Source organism: Amycolatopsis sp. NPDC051371, assembly GCF_040682155.1.
GTDB lineage: Bacteria > Actinomycetota > Actinomycetes > Mycobacteriales > Pseudonocardiaceae > Amycolatopsis.
In genome coordinates this window covers 1-16116 of the sequence record NZ_JBFBAG010000092.1, presented here as the reverse complement: position 1 = coordinate 16116, position 16116 = coordinate 1, and the positions used below count along the sequence as shown (strand labels likewise).

General features: G+C 70.0%; 17 protein-coding genes. 8 read left to right on the top strand and 9 right to left on the bottom strand.

Going from position 1 to position 16116, the window contains the following annotated elements; translation table 11 throughout:
• Positions 1-208: 208 nt before the first annotated feature.
• Complete coding sequence (locus AB0M59_RS52670) at positions 209-346, bottom strand: hypothetical protein (RefSeq protein WP_364631741.1); 138 nt, start codon at positions 344-346, stop codon at positions 209-211.
• Between the two features lie 203 nt (positions 347-549).
• Between AB0M59_RS52670 and AB0M59_RS52665 the strand changes: the two genes are divergently transcribed.
• Positions 550-849, top strand: a complete 300-nt coding sequence (locus tag AB0M59_RS52665; RefSeq protein ID WP_364631739.1) for a hypothetical protein — start codon at positions 550-552, stop codon at positions 847-849.
• A 65-nt stretch (positions 850-914) separates the two neighbouring features.
• Here AB0M59_RS52665 and AB0M59_RS52660 read toward each other — a convergent pair whose 3' ends face one another.
• The 3 genes from AB0M59_RS52660 to AB0M59_RS52650 all read right to left on the bottom strand — a co-directional run bounded on the left by AB0M59_RS52660 (position 915) and on the right by AB0M59_RS52650 (position 3954).
• A complete protein-coding gene (locus AB0M59_RS52660; protein ID WP_364631736.1) occupies positions 915-2060 on the bottom strand; it encodes a hypothetical protein in 1146 nt (381 codons plus the stop codon).
• 348 nt (positions 2061-2408) lie between these two features.
• The gene (locus tag AB0M59_RS52655; RefSeq protein ID WP_364631733.1) at positions 2409-3368 is read right to left on the bottom strand and encodes an alpha/beta hydrolase; all 960 of its coding nucleotides are present in this window, start codon (positions 3366-3368) and stop codon (positions 2409-2411) included.
• A gap of 31 nt (positions 3369-3399) precedes the next feature.
• The gene (locus AB0M59_RS52650; protein ID WP_364631730.1) at positions 3400-3954 is read right to left on the bottom strand and encodes a TetR family transcriptional regulator; all 555 of its coding nucleotides are present in this window, start codon (positions 3952-3954) and stop codon (positions 3400-3402) included.
• A gap of 90 nt (positions 3955-4044) precedes the next feature.
• Between AB0M59_RS52650 and AB0M59_RS52645 the strand changes: the two genes are divergently transcribed.
• Positions 4045-4716 (top strand): TetR/AcrR family transcriptional regulator, encoded by a 672-nt coding sequence (locus AB0M59_RS52645; protein WP_364631728.1) that lies wholly within the window; start codon positions 4045-4047, stop codon positions 4714-4716.
• Between the two features lie 3 nt (positions 4717-4719).
• Here AB0M59_RS52645 and AB0M59_RS52640 read toward each other — a convergent pair whose 3' ends face one another.
• Positions 4720-5562, bottom strand: coding sequence for an alpha/beta hydrolase (locus AB0M59_RS52640; RefSeq protein ID WP_364631725.1), 843 nt, complete (start codon positions 5560-5562; stop codon positions 4720-4722).
• A gap of 147 nt (positions 5563-5709) precedes the next feature.
• Between AB0M59_RS52640 and AB0M59_RS52635 the strand changes: the two genes are divergently transcribed.
• Genes AB0M59_RS52635 through AB0M59_RS52610 form a run of 6 tightly spaced genes read left to right on the top strand, consistent with a single transcriptional unit; the run spans position 5710 to position 11600 of the window.
• Entirely contained in the window at positions 5710-6600 is an 891-nt protein-coding gene (locus AB0M59_RS52635; RefSeq protein ID WP_364631722.1) for a short-chain dehydrogenase/reductase, read from the top strand.
• A gap of 5 nt (positions 6601-6605) precedes the next feature.
• Positions 6606-7565 (top strand): enoyl-CoA hydratase/isomerase family protein, encoded by a 960-nt coding sequence (locus AB0M59_RS52630; RefSeq protein WP_364631719.1) that lies wholly within the window; start codon positions 6606-6608, stop codon positions 7563-7565.
• Complete coding sequence (locus AB0M59_RS52625) at positions 7562-8488, top strand: alpha/beta fold hydrolase (RefSeq protein WP_364631717.1); 927 nt, start codon at positions 7562-7564, stop codon at positions 8486-8488. The genes AB0M59_RS52630 and AB0M59_RS52625 overlap by 4 nt, the downstream gene beginning before the upstream one ends.
• Positions 8485-9954 (top strand): AMP-binding protein, encoded by a 1470-nt coding sequence (locus AB0M59_RS52620; RefSeq protein ID WP_364631714.1) that lies wholly within the window; start codon positions 8485-8487, stop codon positions 9952-9954. The genes AB0M59_RS52625 and AB0M59_RS52620 overlap by 4 nt, the downstream gene beginning before the upstream one ends.
• Before the next feature lies 1 nt (position 9955).
• Positions 9956-10960 (top strand): NADP-dependent oxidoreductase, encoded by a 1005-nt coding sequence (locus AB0M59_RS52615; RefSeq protein ID WP_364631711.1) that lies wholly within the window; start codon positions 9956-9958, stop codon positions 10958-10960.
• Positions 10961-11012: 52 nt separating this feature from the next.
• A complete protein-coding gene (locus tag AB0M59_RS52610; protein WP_364631708.1) occupies positions 11013-11600 on the top strand; it encodes a TetR/AcrR family transcriptional regulator in 588 nt (195 codons plus the stop codon).
• Between the two features lie 573 nt (positions 11601-12173).
• Here AB0M59_RS52610 and AB0M59_RS52605 read toward each other — a convergent pair.
• From AB0M59_RS52605 to AB0M59_RS52590, 4 genes are all read right to left on the bottom strand, one after another.
• Positions 12174-12590 carry a TIGR03618 family F420-dependent PPOX class oxidoreductase gene (locus AB0M59_RS52605; protein ID WP_364631706.1) on the bottom strand — a complete coding sequence of 139 codons (417 nt, stop codon included), beginning with the start codon at positions 12588-12590 and terminating at the stop codon, positions 12174-12176.
• A 32-nt stretch (positions 12591-12622) separates the two neighbouring features.
• Entirely contained in the window at positions 12623-13789 is a 1167-nt protein-coding gene (locus tag AB0M59_RS52600) for an epoxide hydrolase family protein (protein ID WP_364631703.1), read from the bottom strand.
• A gap of 31 nt (positions 13790-13820) precedes the next feature.
• Positions 13821-14414 (bottom strand): TetR/AcrR family transcriptional regulator, encoded by a 594-nt coding sequence (locus AB0M59_RS52595; RefSeq protein ID WP_364631700.1) that lies wholly within the window; start codon positions 14412-14414, stop codon positions 13821-13823.
• Positions 14415-14857: 443 nt separating this feature from the next.
• The gene (locus AB0M59_RS52590) at positions 14858-15397 is read right to left on the bottom strand and encodes a hypothetical protein (protein ID WP_364631697.1); all 540 of its coding nucleotides are present in this window, start codon (positions 15395-15397) and stop codon (positions 14858-14860) included.
• Positions 15398-16116 lie beyond the last annotated feature (719 nt).

The window sequence follows — 16116 nt, the reverse complement described above, 5'->3', positions numbered from 1 at the left end:
AGCTGGGCCACGCGCACCGAGCCCTGCATGGTCCAGAAGTGCGGGTCGGCCAGGGGGATGGAGATCGACTGCAGGGCCAGGGCGTGGGTCAGCTGCCGCCAGTCGGTGGCGATCATGTTGGTCGCGGTGGGAAGTCCGGTCGCTCGCCGGAATTCGGCGAGGGTCTCGCGTCGTGTCCAGCGGGGCGGGCCTCCGGCACGGCTGGAAGTCAGGCGCCCAGGCTGGTCTTGATCGCTGTCTCCGCCGCGGTCATCGCCAGCTTTCCCGCCATCGTCATCGCCCACTGACCCGCCTTCCTGAGGTGGGCCGCGACGCCTTCGGCCAATTGGCTGGGTTTGGGCTGCACTCAACCGACAAGCAAGCCGCGTACGTCGGCTCCCGGGCACGGTGGCGCCGTGCCTACCCGATCACCGAGACCGAGCTGCTCAGCCCGAACGCCTGGCCGCCGGAGCCGAATGCGCCGAGGTCGAGTCGCGGCGCCCTGAGCTGAGCACCCTGCGACCATCCCAGTCCGCGCGCCGTGGGTCTATAGGGTCCGTGCGGTGCAGGGTGGCGATCTTCGGTGAGCTGGCGGATCGCAAGGGGCGCAAGGCGACCATGGTGCTCGTGATGGGCGGCGTCGGCGTCACCACGGCCGCGATGGGGTCGGTCCCTTCCCACGCCTCGGTGGGCGTGCTCGCGCCGATCCTGTTCCTGGCGCTGCGCGTCGTGCAGGGACTGTTCGTCGGCGGCGTCACCGCGACCATGCACACGCTCGGAACGGTTGCGGGATCGCGAGGTCCGCGTGGACCGGAAACCCTCAGCCTGGGCTACGCCGGCGTCTACTGCGGCATGGCCAGGAGGACATGATCACCGACGTCGCCCTCGACCTCGCCGCCGGCCGCCGGGGGTGATCCCGTCTGCACCGCTGTCGGTTACTCGTCGCTTCGCGCGGTGAACTCCCGGTCCGGGAACGTCTGGTCTTCCCCTCGGCGCCGGTTGCGTTCTTGGCGTTCGCGCTCGCGGCGGCTGTAGGTCGCGTTGCGGACGGTCTCTTCGTCCTCGAGGCTCGATCCGAGCGCGCCGGCGACGATCCCGACCGAACTGCACAACCACACCAGGTTCAAGTACGAACCCACCCCGACGGGGTGCCCCAGCGCCTGCGCGAAATAGCCGCTGTCGATCAGGACGGCCGCCGCGAACAGCGCGAGCACGAACAGGATCGCGTACATGCACGCCACCCCGATCGCCAGCGTGGTCGCCGTGGAAACGTTGTACAGCAGGGCCTTGCGTCGCTCGGCAGTCTCGGAGGGCCGGTCCCAGAGGTGGTTGTACACCGTCAACCACACCGTCATGACCAGGACGGTGACCGCCGTGATCGCCGCCAGCCGCAGCGGGGACAGCGCGTCGGCGAGCTTCCAGAACGAACTGGTGATGATGCCGTAGGCGGCGGTCCCCGCCGCGGCCGCGGTAGCGCCCGCGAGGTGCGGGACGAGCCGCCACGGACGGTTGTCCCGCACCATCCCGGCCAGCAGCCGTAACCGGCCGCGCAGCCCGACCAGAGTGAGATGAGTCGCGGCCGACTGGCGTCCGCCGGACATGCGCTGCGTCGGGGCCAGCGCCTCGCGCAACCGTGCGACCGCTCCTCGGTCACGGTGCTCTCCGTCGATGCCGAGCCGCTGCGACACCAGTTGCCGCACCACGCGGACCAGCAACGCCCGGGTCCGGTGCCGCACCAGGACGGCCCCGAGTGCGGGCAGCGAGATCATCGCGACCCCGTGCTCGACGTCGACCCCGGCGACGATGGGTTTTGTCCCCGCGCGCCGGGGCAGATCGGTGACGAGGACCAGCAGGTCCCAGCCCCGGTCCTGCCGGTGCTGCTGCGCCAGCGTGCGCATCGGGATGTCACCGTCTTCGTCCAGCGGCAGCTGCGCTACCTCGTGCTCCACCCGCCACTGCGTCTCGCCGCTGACCCGGGCGCCGAAGATTCGGGGTAGCTCGTCGGCGATCGTCGTGATCACCTGCTCGGGCAGCCCTCGGTCGGTCAGCACCCCGACGGCCACCTGGGGTGGTGCGGTCATGTGGTTCACCTCGCTCGTCGGCACCCGCCGGTTTCCCCGGGGCATGCCGGTCAAACCACCCGGCCCGGACAGCGGGTCAGAGCGGCAGAGCGGGATGCCGGGACGTCGCGACGCGGTAGGCCCGTGCCGGTGGCGTGCCCCGCCGCTCCCGGCGCGCCCGCGCGAGGAGCACCAGTCGCGTAGGACGTCGAGGACGTTTTCGACCCCGGCCCGCCCCCTGCCGGCCTCGAATCCGGGCCTCACACACGCCAAGGACCTGGGGGAAACTGATCAGTTTCCAGCACGGGCGACGTGATTGGCCGGGCCCGCGAGGACGTGACAGACGGCCTGGCCGTGCCCGGAGCCGGGCTACCCCGCGCGGCCCTGTACGAGGTCATCATCCGAAGGTGCTCGCAGATGATCGTTCAGGAACGCGATGATCGTGTCCCAGGACGGCTGGCAGGGGCGTGGCTGACCGTCGTGGGAGGACGTGATCGAAGCGTCCCGTCGAGTGGCGGCGTCCTCGAGCATCGGGCGCCACGTTCCGTGCGCTGCGTGGGGATAGGAGACGAAGGAGGCTTGGGCGCCTTCCCCGGACAGCGCGTCATAGAGAAGCCTTCCCTGGTGGTGCGGAACGAACTCGTCCTGCTGCCCGTGCAGGATCAGGAAAGGCGGAACCGACGGACGCACGTAGGTGATCGGGTTGGCTTCGGCGGCCCGTTGCGGGCAGTCCCGGATCGGGGCGCCCAGGAGCCGCGACTCGGGTGACCGCGGGTCGTTGTGGCCTTCGGTGAGGCCGAACACCCGGTTGAACGGCACACCGCCGTCCGGCATGTGCGCGTCCATCTGCAGGAAGTCGGTCGGTGGGTAGAACGCCACCACAGCCTGCACGGCACTGGACGGGCCCTGCACGCCGACGTTTCCTTCGAGGGCGGGCACGTCGCCGGTGACGCCCGCCATCGCGGCCGCCCAGCCGCCGGATGACTCACCCATGATCCCGAGGTGCGCGGTGTCCACATTGTACTTTCCGGCCTCCGTCCGCAGCCGGCGGACGGCGGACTTGATGTCGTGCAGCTGGCCGGGGAACCGGGTCGCCGCACTCGATCGGATCGCCACGCCGGCCACGGCGAACCCGGCTGGGTTCAGGTGCCGCGCTACGGTTTCCGCGCCGTCGCGGCCGTTCTCGGACAGCCACCCCGACCCGTGTGACCAGATCACGAGCGGGGTTGGCCGGGAGGATTCCGGTAGGTAGAGGTCGAGCAGGTGCCCTTCGTTCCCGCTGGGGTCGGCCGGCGCGTACGCGAGTCCCTTGTGCACAGTCGTGGTCAATTTGTCCTCCGAGTAGTCGAATCCGGGTGGCTCAGCCGGCTGAGCCGGTGACGAGCGGCAGCAGCCGGGCCAGGCGTGTGGTCAGGTCCGCGGGGTCGAGCGGGGCGGTCCCGTCGACGATCCAGGTGTGGACGATGGCGGCGACGCCGCCGGTCAGGAAGTCGGTGAGGTCGTCGACGATCTCGGGAGCCAGGTCGGGGCCGTGGCGCTGCAGGACGATCTGCCGGTTGAAGGGTGCGAAGAGCCCGCACAGTTCCTTGGTGAACGCATAGGCGCACGTTCCGGTCAGCATCGTGCGGTAGAACGTCTGGTGTTGGGCGAAGTGTGCGGCCATCGCGAGCACCTTCGTCGCCCGCGAGTCCGGTGTGTCGCCGTCATCGGTCCCGGATTCGTCCTGGTGTGCACGGCGCAGGAGGTCGAGGGCGGCCTCGAGCTGCAGTGTGTCCCGGTCCTGGAACTGCTGGTACACGACTCGGCGGCTCATGTCCGCGGCGTCGGCGAGGTCCGAGACGGAGATCGCGGTCGTCTGCCGCTCGGTGACCAGCCGCACCGCGGCGGCGAACAGAGCGGCCCGGGATCGCCGCACCCGGGGGTAACGAGGTTACAGTACGGTGGCAAGTGCTACGGGAGCGGCCGTGTCGGCCGCGGGACGGAATCGGGTGCGACGATGGGGACAATGTCAGGGGATGCGACTGTCGGCGGGGTGCCGGAGCGGCTGGTGCAGGCCACGATCGGCCTGCTGGCCGAGCAGGGGCCGGCCGCGATCAAGGCGCGGACGGTGGCGTCCGCGATCGGGCTGACGACGTCGACGGTCTACCACCACTTCGGCGGGATCGCCGAACTGGTCGCCGCGGTCGCCGACCACGGGTTCCGGGAGCTGGACCGGGCGTTCGCCGAGCTACCGGTGACCGACGACCCGGTGGCGGACTTGTTCGCGATGGCCCTGAGCTGCCGACGTGTCGCGCGGGAGAACCCGCACCTCTACGACCTGATGTTCGGCCTGTCGACGCGGTCGACCTACCGGCCGCTGGCCGAGCCGGAGACGCGGCGGAGCGGGCGTTCGGCGGCGTTCCGGGGCGCCCACCGGCACGTCACCCTGGCCTGTGCCCGGCTGGTGGACACCGGCCGGGCCGATGCGCAAGATCCCGAGGTGATCGCCGCGCAGCTGTGGAGTTTCGTCCACGGCTACATCATGCTCGAGCTAGCCGAGCACTTCGCCGAGTTCGCCGATTCGGTCACCGAGGTCCTGCTGCCGCTGGGGATCAACTTCGCGGTCGCGCTCGGCGACACCCGGGAGCGGGCCGAAGCCTCGCACCACGCGGTGCTGCAGCGCGCAGTGGCGAGCTGAGGTTCACCGCCCGAGGAATTCGAGGGCCTGGGGGACGAACTCGCGGTGGTACTGGAAGATGCCGCCGTGCCCGCCGTCGGGGTAGATCACCAGCTCGCTGTCCGGAATGCGCCGGGCCAGGTCGGTCGAGTTCTTCGTCGGCACCATCCTGTCGTTGTCGCCGTTGGCGACGAGCACGGGCACCTTGATGACGGAGAGATCGGACGGCGTCTCCAGCCCCCACCTGTGAATCGCCGCGAGTTGCGCGAAGTAGGACTTGAGGGCAATCGCCTTGTCCCGGTTGTCCGTGCGCTCCTTCAACCGGGCCAGGAACTCCTTGCCCGCCCGGCGCCCCTTCGCGGTCCTGGTGAAGAACAGGAACTGCTTCGGGTCCTGGAACGTGAGCAGTCCGCGGACCGTGTCCAGATGCGACAGCTTGGTCACGTTCTTGATGCCCTCGCCACCGGCGGGGCCTGTTCCGGCGAGGATCAGCTTGCGGATCAGCTGCGGCTCTTCCTGGGCGATCACCTGGGCGATCATGCCGCCCATGGAGAAGCCGAGGATGTCGACCTGGGTCAGCCCCAGCGCCCGGATGAAGGTGACCGCGTCGGCCGCCATCGCCTGGATGGTCTTCGGCGTCGTGCCGGTGGACGCGCCGACTCCCTGGTTGTCGAAGGTGATCACCCGGTGGTGTGCGGCGATGCCGTCGACGACGCGGGGGTCCCAGTTGTCCAGCACCGCGGCCAGGTGGTGGAGGAAGATCACCGGCGTGCCGCCGCCCGGGCCGAGCTGCCGGTAGGCGTAGGTGACGCCATTGCCGTCGATGGTCTTGGTGGGTGCGTCCTGGTAGCGCGTGAGGACCGTCATCGTGGCTCCCATCCTTTTGGATTATGACCGTACGACCATAGGTCGATCCCGGGCCGGGACACAAGGAACTCCGGCGACTTTGAATTATGACCGTAATTACATGACCGCAGGTTGCCATCGGGTTGTAACGAAGTTACGTTGGCCGTCATGAAACGAGACTTAGCAGGTAGGCGGCTCGTCGTGACGGGTGCGGCTCGCGGGATCGGGGAGCAGGTGGCCCGCATCGCCGCCGCTCGTGGCGCGCGCCTCGCCCTGGTCGGGCTCGAGCCCGACCGGCTGCGAAGCCTCGCGGACGACCTCGGGGCCGGCACGGTCTGGCGGGAGGCCGATGTGCGCGACGGCGACGCCCTGCGGGCAGCGATCGACGACTGCGCGCGGGCCATGGCCGGCGTCGACCTTGTCGTCGCGAACGCCGGTGTCGCGGCGTACGGGACGGTCCGGCAGATCGACGAGGCTTCGTTCGAGCGGGTCGTGGACATCAACGTGAACGGCGTCTTCCGCACGTTGAAGTACGCGACTCCGCACCTCGAGCGCAGCCGGGGACACGTGACCGTCGTGGCCTCGGCGCTGTCCTTCATGCCCCTCGCCGGGATGGCGGCCTACGGCGCCGGCAAGTCCGCCGCCGAACTGCTCGCGCTGACCTATCGGCAGGAAGTGGCTCACCTCGGCGTCACCGTCGGCCTCGTACATCCCTCGTGGATCGACACGGACCTCGTGCGTGGCGCCGACGCCGACCTTCCGTCGGTCGGGCGGCTCCGCAGCCGGTTGCCCTACCCCGGCAACGTCACCATGAGCGTGGACAAGGCGGCGGCCGCCATCGTCGACGGGCTCGTGCGCCGGCGCAGCCGCGTCTACGTGCCGCGCGCGGTCGCCGTGGCCGACTGGCTCAAGGGTGCGCTCAACTCGCCGTTGGCGTGGCCGTGGATGAGGCGCTTCGCGAGCCAGGCGGTTCCCGCGCTCGAGCGCGAGGTCGAGGCGCTCGGCCGGAACGACCAGCTGGTGCCGGCGGCACCGGTTCCCACCCAGCCAAGGAAGTGATAGCCATGACAAACACCGAACAAGGTCACCTCGACGTCGAGGACCGTGGAGCCGTCGTGCTCGTCCGGGTGGACGGCGGGCCGCTCGGCCTGTTCGGCGCCGCCATCGCCGACCAGCTCGCCGAGCTGGTGGACCGGGTCGATCGCGACCCTGGCGTGCACGCCGTCGTCTTCACCGGGGCCCACCCCGAGCGGTTCGTCAGCCACGCCGACGTGCGGTGGCTGCAGGAGGGCGGTGCCGCGGTGCCGTCGGTCGGCCCTCGCGGCGCCTCCGCCATGGCGCGCACGGCGCGGGGCGTCGACCGCGCTCGCGTGCTGGGTCCGGTGTTCCGCAAGACGCCGCTGTGGCCGGCCGTCCAGCTGGAGCGCCTGCACGAGACGTTCCTGCGGATGAACTCGAGCGGCGTCGTCTTCGCCGCCGCGCTCAACGGCTCGGCGCTCGGCCTCGGCGCGGAGTTCGCCTGGGCGAACGACCTGCGCGTCATGGCCGACGGCGACTTCTTCATCGGGCAGCCGGAAGTGCTCCTCGGCATCATGCCCGGCGGTGGCGGCAGCCAGCGGCTGCCCCGCCTGATCGGGACGCACAAGGCATTGCTCGCGATCCTCGAAGGCAAGCCGTTCACGCCCGCGGAGGCCCTCGCCAACGGCGCCGTCGACGACGTGGTCGCGCCGGAGGAGGTGATCGCGCGGGCGACCGAACTCGCCCTGCACCTCGGTGCCCGGCCGAAGGGCTCGGTCGCGGCGATCAAGCGGGCCGTGTACTTCGGCGGCTCGATGTCGCTGACGGACGGCCTGCACGCCGAGCGCGCCGAGTTCCTCGCCAGGGCGCTGTCGGACGAGGGCCAGGAGTTGATGCTCGACTACCTGGAAGCCACGGCCGCCGACGGCGAACTGCCCCTCTACAACCCGGACACGTACAAAGCCGCGCTCGAATCGGGCCGGGTGCCCCGGGGGAGCCGGTCATGACCGGGCCGCACCCCTTCACCCGCCACGACGTCGATTTTCCCTCCGGCGACACCTTCTGCGCCGCGTGGCTCTACGTGCCGGAGGGGCTCGCCGCGCCGGCTCCGGTGATCATCCTCGGACACGGCCTGGGCGCCACGCGCGAGATGCGGCTGGACGCCTTCGCCGAGCGGTTCGCCCAGGCCGGTTTCGCCGTGCTGGCCTTCACCTACCGGCATTTCGGCGACAGCGGTGGCAGCCCCCGGCAGCTCCTGTCGATCAAGCGCCAGCTCGCCGACTGGGACGCGGCCATCGCGCACGTCAAGGCCCGTGGTGACGTCGACGGGTCGCGCATCGCGGTCTGGGGCAGCTCGTTCGGCGGCGGTCACGCCATCACGGTCGCCGCTCGCCACCCCGAACTGCGTGCGGCCGTGGCCCAGTGCCCGTTCACCGACGGCCTCGCCTCCGCCATCGCGCTGGGCCCGGTGGCCTCGCTCAAGCTCGGTCCCGTCCTCGCACGGGACCTGGTGGCCCGGGTCCGCGGGACCGGCCCCGCCATGATCCCGCTCGCCGCCGCACCGGGGTCGCCGGCTCTCATGAACGCGCCGGACGCGCTGCCCGGCTACCAGGCACTCGTCCCGCCGGGAACGACGTTCCGCAACGAGGTCGCGGCCCGCGTCGTCCCGACCATCGCCGGCTATCGGCCCGGGCGGGCCGCGAAGAGGATCACCATCCCCATCCTCTTCTGCGTCAGCACCACCGACAGCGTCACGCCGCCCGCCCAGACCCTGCGCTACGCCCGGACCGCCCCGCGCGGCGAAGTCAAGACCTACGACGCCGGTCACTTCGACTTCTACCTCGGCGAGCCGTTCGAGGCGCTGGTCCGCGACCAGACGGAGTTCCTCACCCGGCAGCTGAACCCGGCCATCTCGGTGGGCAAGCCATGAACTTCGCCTCGCTGCCCGACCGCCGCGCCGAGGCCGATCCGCGGGGCGCGGCGGTCTCGGACGAGACCCGGTCGCTGACCAACGTGCAGCTGCTGGGCCGGGTTCGCGCGACCGCGGCGTACCTGCGGGAGCACGGGATCGGCCCCGGCGACGTCGTCGCGCTCAAGCTCGCCAACCGAATCGAGTTCGTGCTCCTGCTCTTCGCGGCGTGGCGGATCGGCGCGACCGTGACGCCGGTGAACCCGAGCCTGACCGACGTCGAGGTCGCCCGGCAGCTCGACGACTCCGCCGCCCGCCTGCTGGTGGTCGAAACCGGCGCGGCCGCGGCCGGCGAGGTCACCACGGTCACCGTCGGCGACCTGTCCGAAGCGAGCGCGCAACGGGATCAGGCCGTCCCCGCGGATCCCTCCGCGCCGGCGCTGCTCATCTACACCAGCGGCACGACCGGCGTCCCGAAGGGCGTGATGCTCGACCACGCCAACCTCGACGCGATGGCCGAGATGGGCCGCCGGGCGCTGGACATCGGGCCGGCCGACCGGTGCCTGCTGATCCTGCCGCTCTTCCACGTCAACGGCATCGTGGTCAGCGTGCTCATGCCGCTGCTCGCCGGAGCCGGCGTGGTGATCGCCGACCGGTTCAACCCGCAGACGTTCTTCGACGTCGTCGAACGCCACCGTCCCACGTACTTCAGCGCGGTTCCGACGATCTACAGCATGCTGGCGGCGCTGCCCGGCGCCGTCCGGCCGGACACCTCGTCCCTGCGGTTCGGCATCTGCGGCGCGGCACCCGCCTCCGCGGAGCTGCTGACCCGATTCGAGGCCCGCTACGGATTTCCCCTGATCGAGGGGTACGGGTTGTCCGAAGGAACCTGTGCCTCCACGATCAACCCCGTCGACGGCCCGCGGCGGGCCGGGACCGTCGGCGTCGCCTTCCCCGGACAGGAAATCCGGATCCTCGGCCCGGACGGTACGCCGGTCGAGTCCGGTGTGGACGGTGAGGTCGTCGTGCGCGGTCCCAACGTCATGCGCGGGTACCTCGGCCGCCCGGAGGACACGGCCCGGGTCGTCGTCGACGGCTGGCTGCACACCGGCGACGTCGGCCACCTGGACGCGGACGGCTACCTGACCCTGGCCGGGCGGTCGAAGGACATGATCATCCGCGGCGGGGAGAACATCTACCCCAAGGAGATCGAGGACGTGCTCACCGGCGACCCGTCCGTCCTCGAAGCGGCCGTGATCGGCGTGCCCGACGAAAAGTGGGGCGAGGTGGTCGTCGCGTACGTCCAGCCGCGCCCCGGCCGGACCGTCGACCCCGAGGCGCTGAAAGCACGCTGCGCGGCGAGCCTCAGCGGTTACAAACGGCCGACCGAACTGGTCGTGCTCGACGCCATCCCGAAGAACCCGGTCGGCAAGATCGACAAGGGTGCTCTGAGGGCCACCCACCGGATCACACAGAAAGCTGGCTGACATGAAGGCATTCGTCGTCGAGAAGTACGGCAAGGACACCGTGCGCGCCGCGGAAGTACCCGAGCCCGCGGTCGGGGACCGCGACGTCCTCGTCCGGGTGCACGCCACGAGCATCAACCCCCTCGACAAGATGGTGCGCAACGGGGAGTTCAAACAGCTCCTGAAGTACAAGACGCCGTTCGTGCTGGGCCACGACGTGGCCGGCGTCGTGACGAAGGCCGGTCCGGCCGTCCGCGGCTTCCGGGTCGGCGACGAGGTCTACGCCCGTCCACGCGATCTGCGGATCGGCGGGTTCGCGGAGTACATCGCGATCGACGAGGACGACGTCGCGCCCAAGCCGGAGTCGCTGACCCTGCACGAGGCGGCCGCGGTGCCGCTGGTGGCGCTGGCCGCCTGGCAGATCCTCGTCGAGCGGGCGAACGTGCGGCCGGGGCAAAAGGTGCTTGTCCACGCGGGCGCCGGCGGTCTCGGCTCGACGGTGATCCAGCTCGCCAAGCACCTCGGGGCTTCGGTGGCGACCACCGCGAGCACGTCGACGATCGACCTGGTCCGCGACCTGGGCGCCGACGTCGTGGTCGACTACACGAAGGAAGACTTCTCGAAGGTGCTGTCCGGCTACGACCTGGTGCTGGACGCCCTGGGCGGGGCGAACCTCGAAAAGTCGCTGACCGTGCTGAAGCCCGGCGGCATCGCCATCGGCGTCGCGGGTCCGCCGGACGCCGGATTCGCCAAGCAGCTCGGGGCCCCGTTCTTCCTGGGCGCGGTGATGAACTTCCTGAGCCGCAAGGTGCGCAAGCGGGCCAAGGTTTCGGGGGTGCGGTACGAGTTCTTCTTCATGCGGGCCAGCGGTGCGCAGCTGCGTGAGCTCGGCGCCCTCTACGACAAGGGGGAGCTGCGCCCGGTGATCGACCGGACGTTCCCGTTCTCCGAAACGCGCGAGGCGCTGGCCCACGTCGGGCAAGGGCGCACGAAGGCGGGCAAGGTCGTTGTCGCCATCGTGCCCTGACAACTTTAGCGTATGGTCGTACTCGCAACGTGGGTAAGGAGCGTGCGAAGTGGTGCGATACGCGAAAGAGCACAAGCTGGAGACGAGACGCCGGATCGTCGAGACGGCCGGTCGCCGGCTCAAGCGTGACGGCATCGACGGCTCCGGCGTCGCGACGCTCATGTCGGACGCCGGGCTGACCAACGGCGCCTTCTACGCTCACTTCGGGTCCAAAGAGGACCTGGTGGCGACGGCCGTCACGGATCAGCTGTCCGGCCAGCGGGAGCAGCTCGCCGCGGTGACGCCGGGACGTGCGGGGGTGGAGCAGATCGTGCGCTCCTACCTTTCACCGGAGCATCGCGACAACCCGGGTGAGGGCTGCCCTTCCGCCGCGCTGCTGGACGAGATCGTCCGGTGCGCGGAGTCGACGAAGCAGGCGTATACCGAGGGCGTGCTGGGCATCATCGACGACGTGGCCGCCCGCCTTGCGCCGGACGACCCGATGTCGGCTCGGACCACGACGCTGAGCGTCTACGCGATGATGGTCGGGACGATGCAGCTTTCCCGTGCCGTCACCGACCGGCAGCTGGCCGACGAGCTACTGGAGCAGGGCATCCGGTATGCCCTCGCGATATTCGACGGCGTGGGTCGGGCCGACTGAGTACTCGCTGAGCCGCACCGACGGTGCGGAGTCGGTTTTCCGGCACCACCTGAAGGCGGTGCTCGGGGATCGGGATCCGCGGGTGATCGACGGCGTCGCCGCGCACCGCCGGGTCATCGCGTTCGACAACCGCGGCGTTGGCGCACCGGGCGGATCACTGCCGTCCACCATTACCTGGCTCGGATGAAGGAGTGAACCGAGGACCGTGACAAGCGGATCTCCTTGCAGGCTCGCCGTGCCCAGCTGAAGGCGATTCGAGCTGCCGGGCTGAGCGAACCCGACGACCTCGGTCGTCACACAGCCGGTCTTCGTGGCGACCTCATGGTCGACAGCAGTCACTCAGCTTGACGGCGCGGCTGTGGGGTTTCAGAAGCTGGTGGCCTGCTGGTGTTGCTTGGCCGCTCGTCGGCGTCGAAGGACGTCGAGTTGCTGGTGCTACGCCACGAGGTCGCGGTGCTGCGCCGAAGCAACCCGAAACCTCGCCTGGACCGGGCCGACCGGGCTGTGTTCGCCGCGCTGGTTCGGCTGCTGCCCAAGGAACTCCGTTGTGGACCGGAACGGACGGTGCGTCCGCTACGTGCGGGGCGCGTGGGCGATGGAGTCCACCGCGATGGTGAGCAGCAACCGGGTCTCGGGTTTGCCGCTGAAGTTGGGGTGGGGTGTGCCGAGGTACTTGTGGGAGAGCTCCTCGATGTTCTCGGCCGCGCCGTCGGTGGTGGAGTCGATGACGTGCCCGCGGAGCGCGTAGTAGCGGGAAACGTCGTCGGGGTCGGTCACGCTGATGGCCACCCGGGGGTCGCGGGCGATGTTCTTGGCCTTGCGGTAGCCCACCACGGTGTTGATCAGGATGTGGTGGCCGTCGGTATCGACCCAGGTCTGGGTCATCTGGGGGGATCCGTCGGGCATCACGGTGGAGATGAAGCACGGGCTGGGCCGGCGGAGCAGGCCGATCAGGTCGTCGGGCAGCAGGACGGTGGGGGTGCCGGGCACGGGAGGTCTCCTGGGGGTGAGGACGGTGGGGCTCAGCGCAGGGTCGCGAAGGTCGCGCGGATACTGTCGATGAGCGCCTCGGGGTTCTCGAGCGCGGCGAAGTGGCCGCCGGGGCCCTCGGCGAAATGGACGAGGTCGGTGTAGCGGCGCTCGATCCAGCGCCGGGTCTTGCGGACATGTTCGCCGGCGAGCTGGATGAACCCGGTCGGCACGGCGATCGGCGAGGCGGCCGTGACCGGCGCGGGTGCGCCGCCGTTGAGCATGTCCCAGTAGATCCGCGCGGATGACGCGCCGGCGTTGGGCAGCCAATACATCATGATCGCGTCGAGCAGCTCGTCGTAGGTGAACGACGCCGGTGCGTCACCGGGGGTGGCGCAGGTGTCCTGGAACATCGCGTAGATCCAGGCGGCGAGACCGACGGGTGAGTCGGCGAGGGAATAGCCGATGGTCTGCGGGCGGGTGCCCTGTTCCTTCGCGTAGCCCGAGAGCTTGTCCCAGAAGTGGCCGGCACTCGCGAGCATGGCCTGCTCCTCGGGGGTCGCGTCGGCGATCTCGTCGGGATCGGGGCCGAACATGCCCATGCTGAGGTGAATACCGGCCAGCTGCGGGATGTCCTTCGCGGCGATGGTGTTGGTCACCGCGGTGCCCAGGTCACCGCCGTGCGCGCCCCAGCGGTCGTAGCCGAGCCGGTCCATCAGGGCGATCCAGGCGTCGGCGATCCGGGGGAAGCCCCAGCCGGTGGTGTCGGGCTGGGCGGAGAACCCGAAGCCCGGCAGGGACGGGATCACCAGGTGGAACGCCTGCCGCGGGTCGCCACCGTGAGCGGCGGGGTCGGTGAGCGGCCCGACCGTCTTGGCGAAGTCGAGCACGGAGCTGGGCCAGCCGTGGGTCATCAGCAGCGGCAGCGCGTCGGCCTCGGGTGAACGCACGTGCAGGAAGTGGATGTCCAGGCCGTCGATGGTGATGCGGTAGGAGCCCATGCCGTTGAGCAGGGCCTCGGCGCGGCGCCAGTCGTAGGTCTCGGCCCAGTAACTGGTCAGCGCCCGGATCGCGCCGGTGGTGGGGCCCTGGCTGGTGTCGGTGACGGTCTCGAAGCCCGGCCACCGGGTGAGGGCGAGCCGGGTGCGCAGGTCGTCGAGGTCGCCCTGCGGGACGTCGATCGGGAACTGCTCGATGTCGGTGGTGAGGGTGCTGTGCATGACGATTCTCTTTCAGATGCCGGCGTGGGGATCAGTGCGTGGGGCCGAGGAGCGGGAGGAGGACCTCGTCGACGAGGTCCTGCTGCGCGGCCTCGTCGAGCGGCACGCCGCGCAGCAGGGTGAGCAGGAGGACCCTGGCGATGGCCACGTCCAACGCCAGGACGACCCGCTCGGTCACGGCAGCCTCGCCACGGGCACGCGCGCGGGCGGAGATCATCTCGGCATCGTTGCGGCCGCGTCGGCCGATCTGGTCGGCGATGAGCTCGCGCAGGGCCGGGTCGGAGCGGATGCCCTCGACCAGTCCCAGGAGCGCCGGCCCGCCCGCACCGGTCACGGCCCGGGTGATGCCGGCCACGGCGTCGAGGAGATCGCCACGCACCGTTCCGGTGTCCGGCGGCGCCGTGCCGGCGCCCTCGGCCGAGCGCCGCAACGCCTCGGCGACCAGCTCGGCCTTGCCCGCCCAGCGCCGGTACATCGTGGCCTTTGACGACTTGGCGCGGGCAGCGATCGCATCGACGGTCACGCGCTCGTAGCCGATCTCGGTGACCAGCTCCGCCGCCGCCGCCAGAATGGCGTCCTCTCGTCCGACTCCTCGAGACGACGGTGCAGGCCGCACGGCATCCATGGGTCCTCCCGTTGATCTGAACGAAACGGTACCGTACACCCGTGGGAGATGGCGTGTGACCTCCAGGGGTCGCCCGGCCGGCCACCGGTCGTCCGCGCGTACTGCTCGCGGGCCTGCCGGCAACGTGCTTACCGCCGGCTGATTGAGACGCTGCCGTAGGCGCCGATCGTGTCGATGCTGATCGAGCTTGAACAAGCGCGCCGGCGGCTACTGAGCAACCACCATGCCCATCCCCATGTGGCGTTGCTACCCAGACACCAGCCGGACCGGAACAGCCGGTCGCGTGTGGGCGTGCTCACGTCTCCTGCGCACCGGGTGGAGCCGGGGCGCAGCCGCTCGTGGCGAGCAGGCAGGCCCCGCGTTGCAAAACCTTTCACCCGGGCGACGGCGCAGATCGACTCCTGCGGCTGGCTGCGCTTCGGCCGGACGGCAGCGAGGTTTCGTTACGGGCCAGGCCGGGTGTTCGCGCGAGGACAGCGGCGATGCTGGTGGCTAGAGCCTGACCTTGGTCGGTGAGGGTGGTGGTCGGGCGGGGGACAATGGGGCGGCGCACTTGCGGACAGGGTCGGGTAGCCACGGAGGTGGACAAACGCGGCCAGTCGTTTCCACGGGCGGGCGGCGGTGAGCGCGGGTCGCAGCTCGGGTGGGATTGCCTCGGCCGGGTAGAGAGCGCTGCGGTGGACGTTGGCCCCGGCGGGACGCACGGGCAGGTTGTAGCGGCGGCACCAGCTGATGATCGTGGTGGGGTGCAGGCCGAGCTCGGCGCCGAGGTCTTCCAAGCTGCGGCCGCGGCGTACGTATTGCTCGTGCAGCCACCGGCGGTTGATCCCGGGCGGTGGGTTGCTCGGGTCCCGCAGTGGTATGTCGTATGCGGTGGCGAGCGTGGTGATGCGGCGCCGGTTGACCTCGTAGCGGACGGCGAGAGCGGAGATGGACCAGCCGCGGTCGATGTAGAGGTCCCGGAAGGTCTCTGCGGGCAGCAAGATGCGCAGTCTCTCGCCGACGTTGTGGTCGCTGCTGGTGTCGCGGGGCTGGTACGTGCGGAGCGGTCGCGGTCTGGGCAGTGCTGGGATCTGCAGGTCGCGGCGGCGCCCTGACGGCGTGCGGGGGCGGGTGGTGCGAGCGCACGAAGGTGAGGGTGGGGGCGGGAACAGCTAGACGATCGACAAGAGTGCGACCTCGACCGCAGTGGCCGCTTCAATCAGCGCGACCCGATCGTCCGCTCCGCGCTTGGCTCGCAAGCAGAGGAGCCACTCTCAGGCGGTTGCTTCGACTCGCTCGCGAGCTCGCAGGCTGTCGCCATCTGCTGATGACTTACTGCGACACTTGGGTGCTGGAGGAAGATCGGGCCGAAGAGAAGTCGGCGTCCTGCATGACGTTGTGGTAGCCCCAGCCGTTGAGCTCACCCCGCTCCATATTGGACCGTAGATTGTCGTTGAGGCAGATCGGCTCCTCGAGCCTTTGTCGCGATCCGACTGCTTCCTGATGTGGCAGCCTGATCGGCTCTAGCAATCTGGGAAGTGAGCAAGTACTGACAGCAAGGCTGACTGGGCTATCTTGGCTGTCCGGAGTTGAGCTATGAGCGGTGCGCGACGGTGGGTGCCGTCTGAGGTTCACCCCGAACGGTGGACAGGGGCTTACACAGTTCAGGCAGCCGCTGCCAGCGACCGCTCGTAGGTGTCGGGACTGAGCATCCCGATCG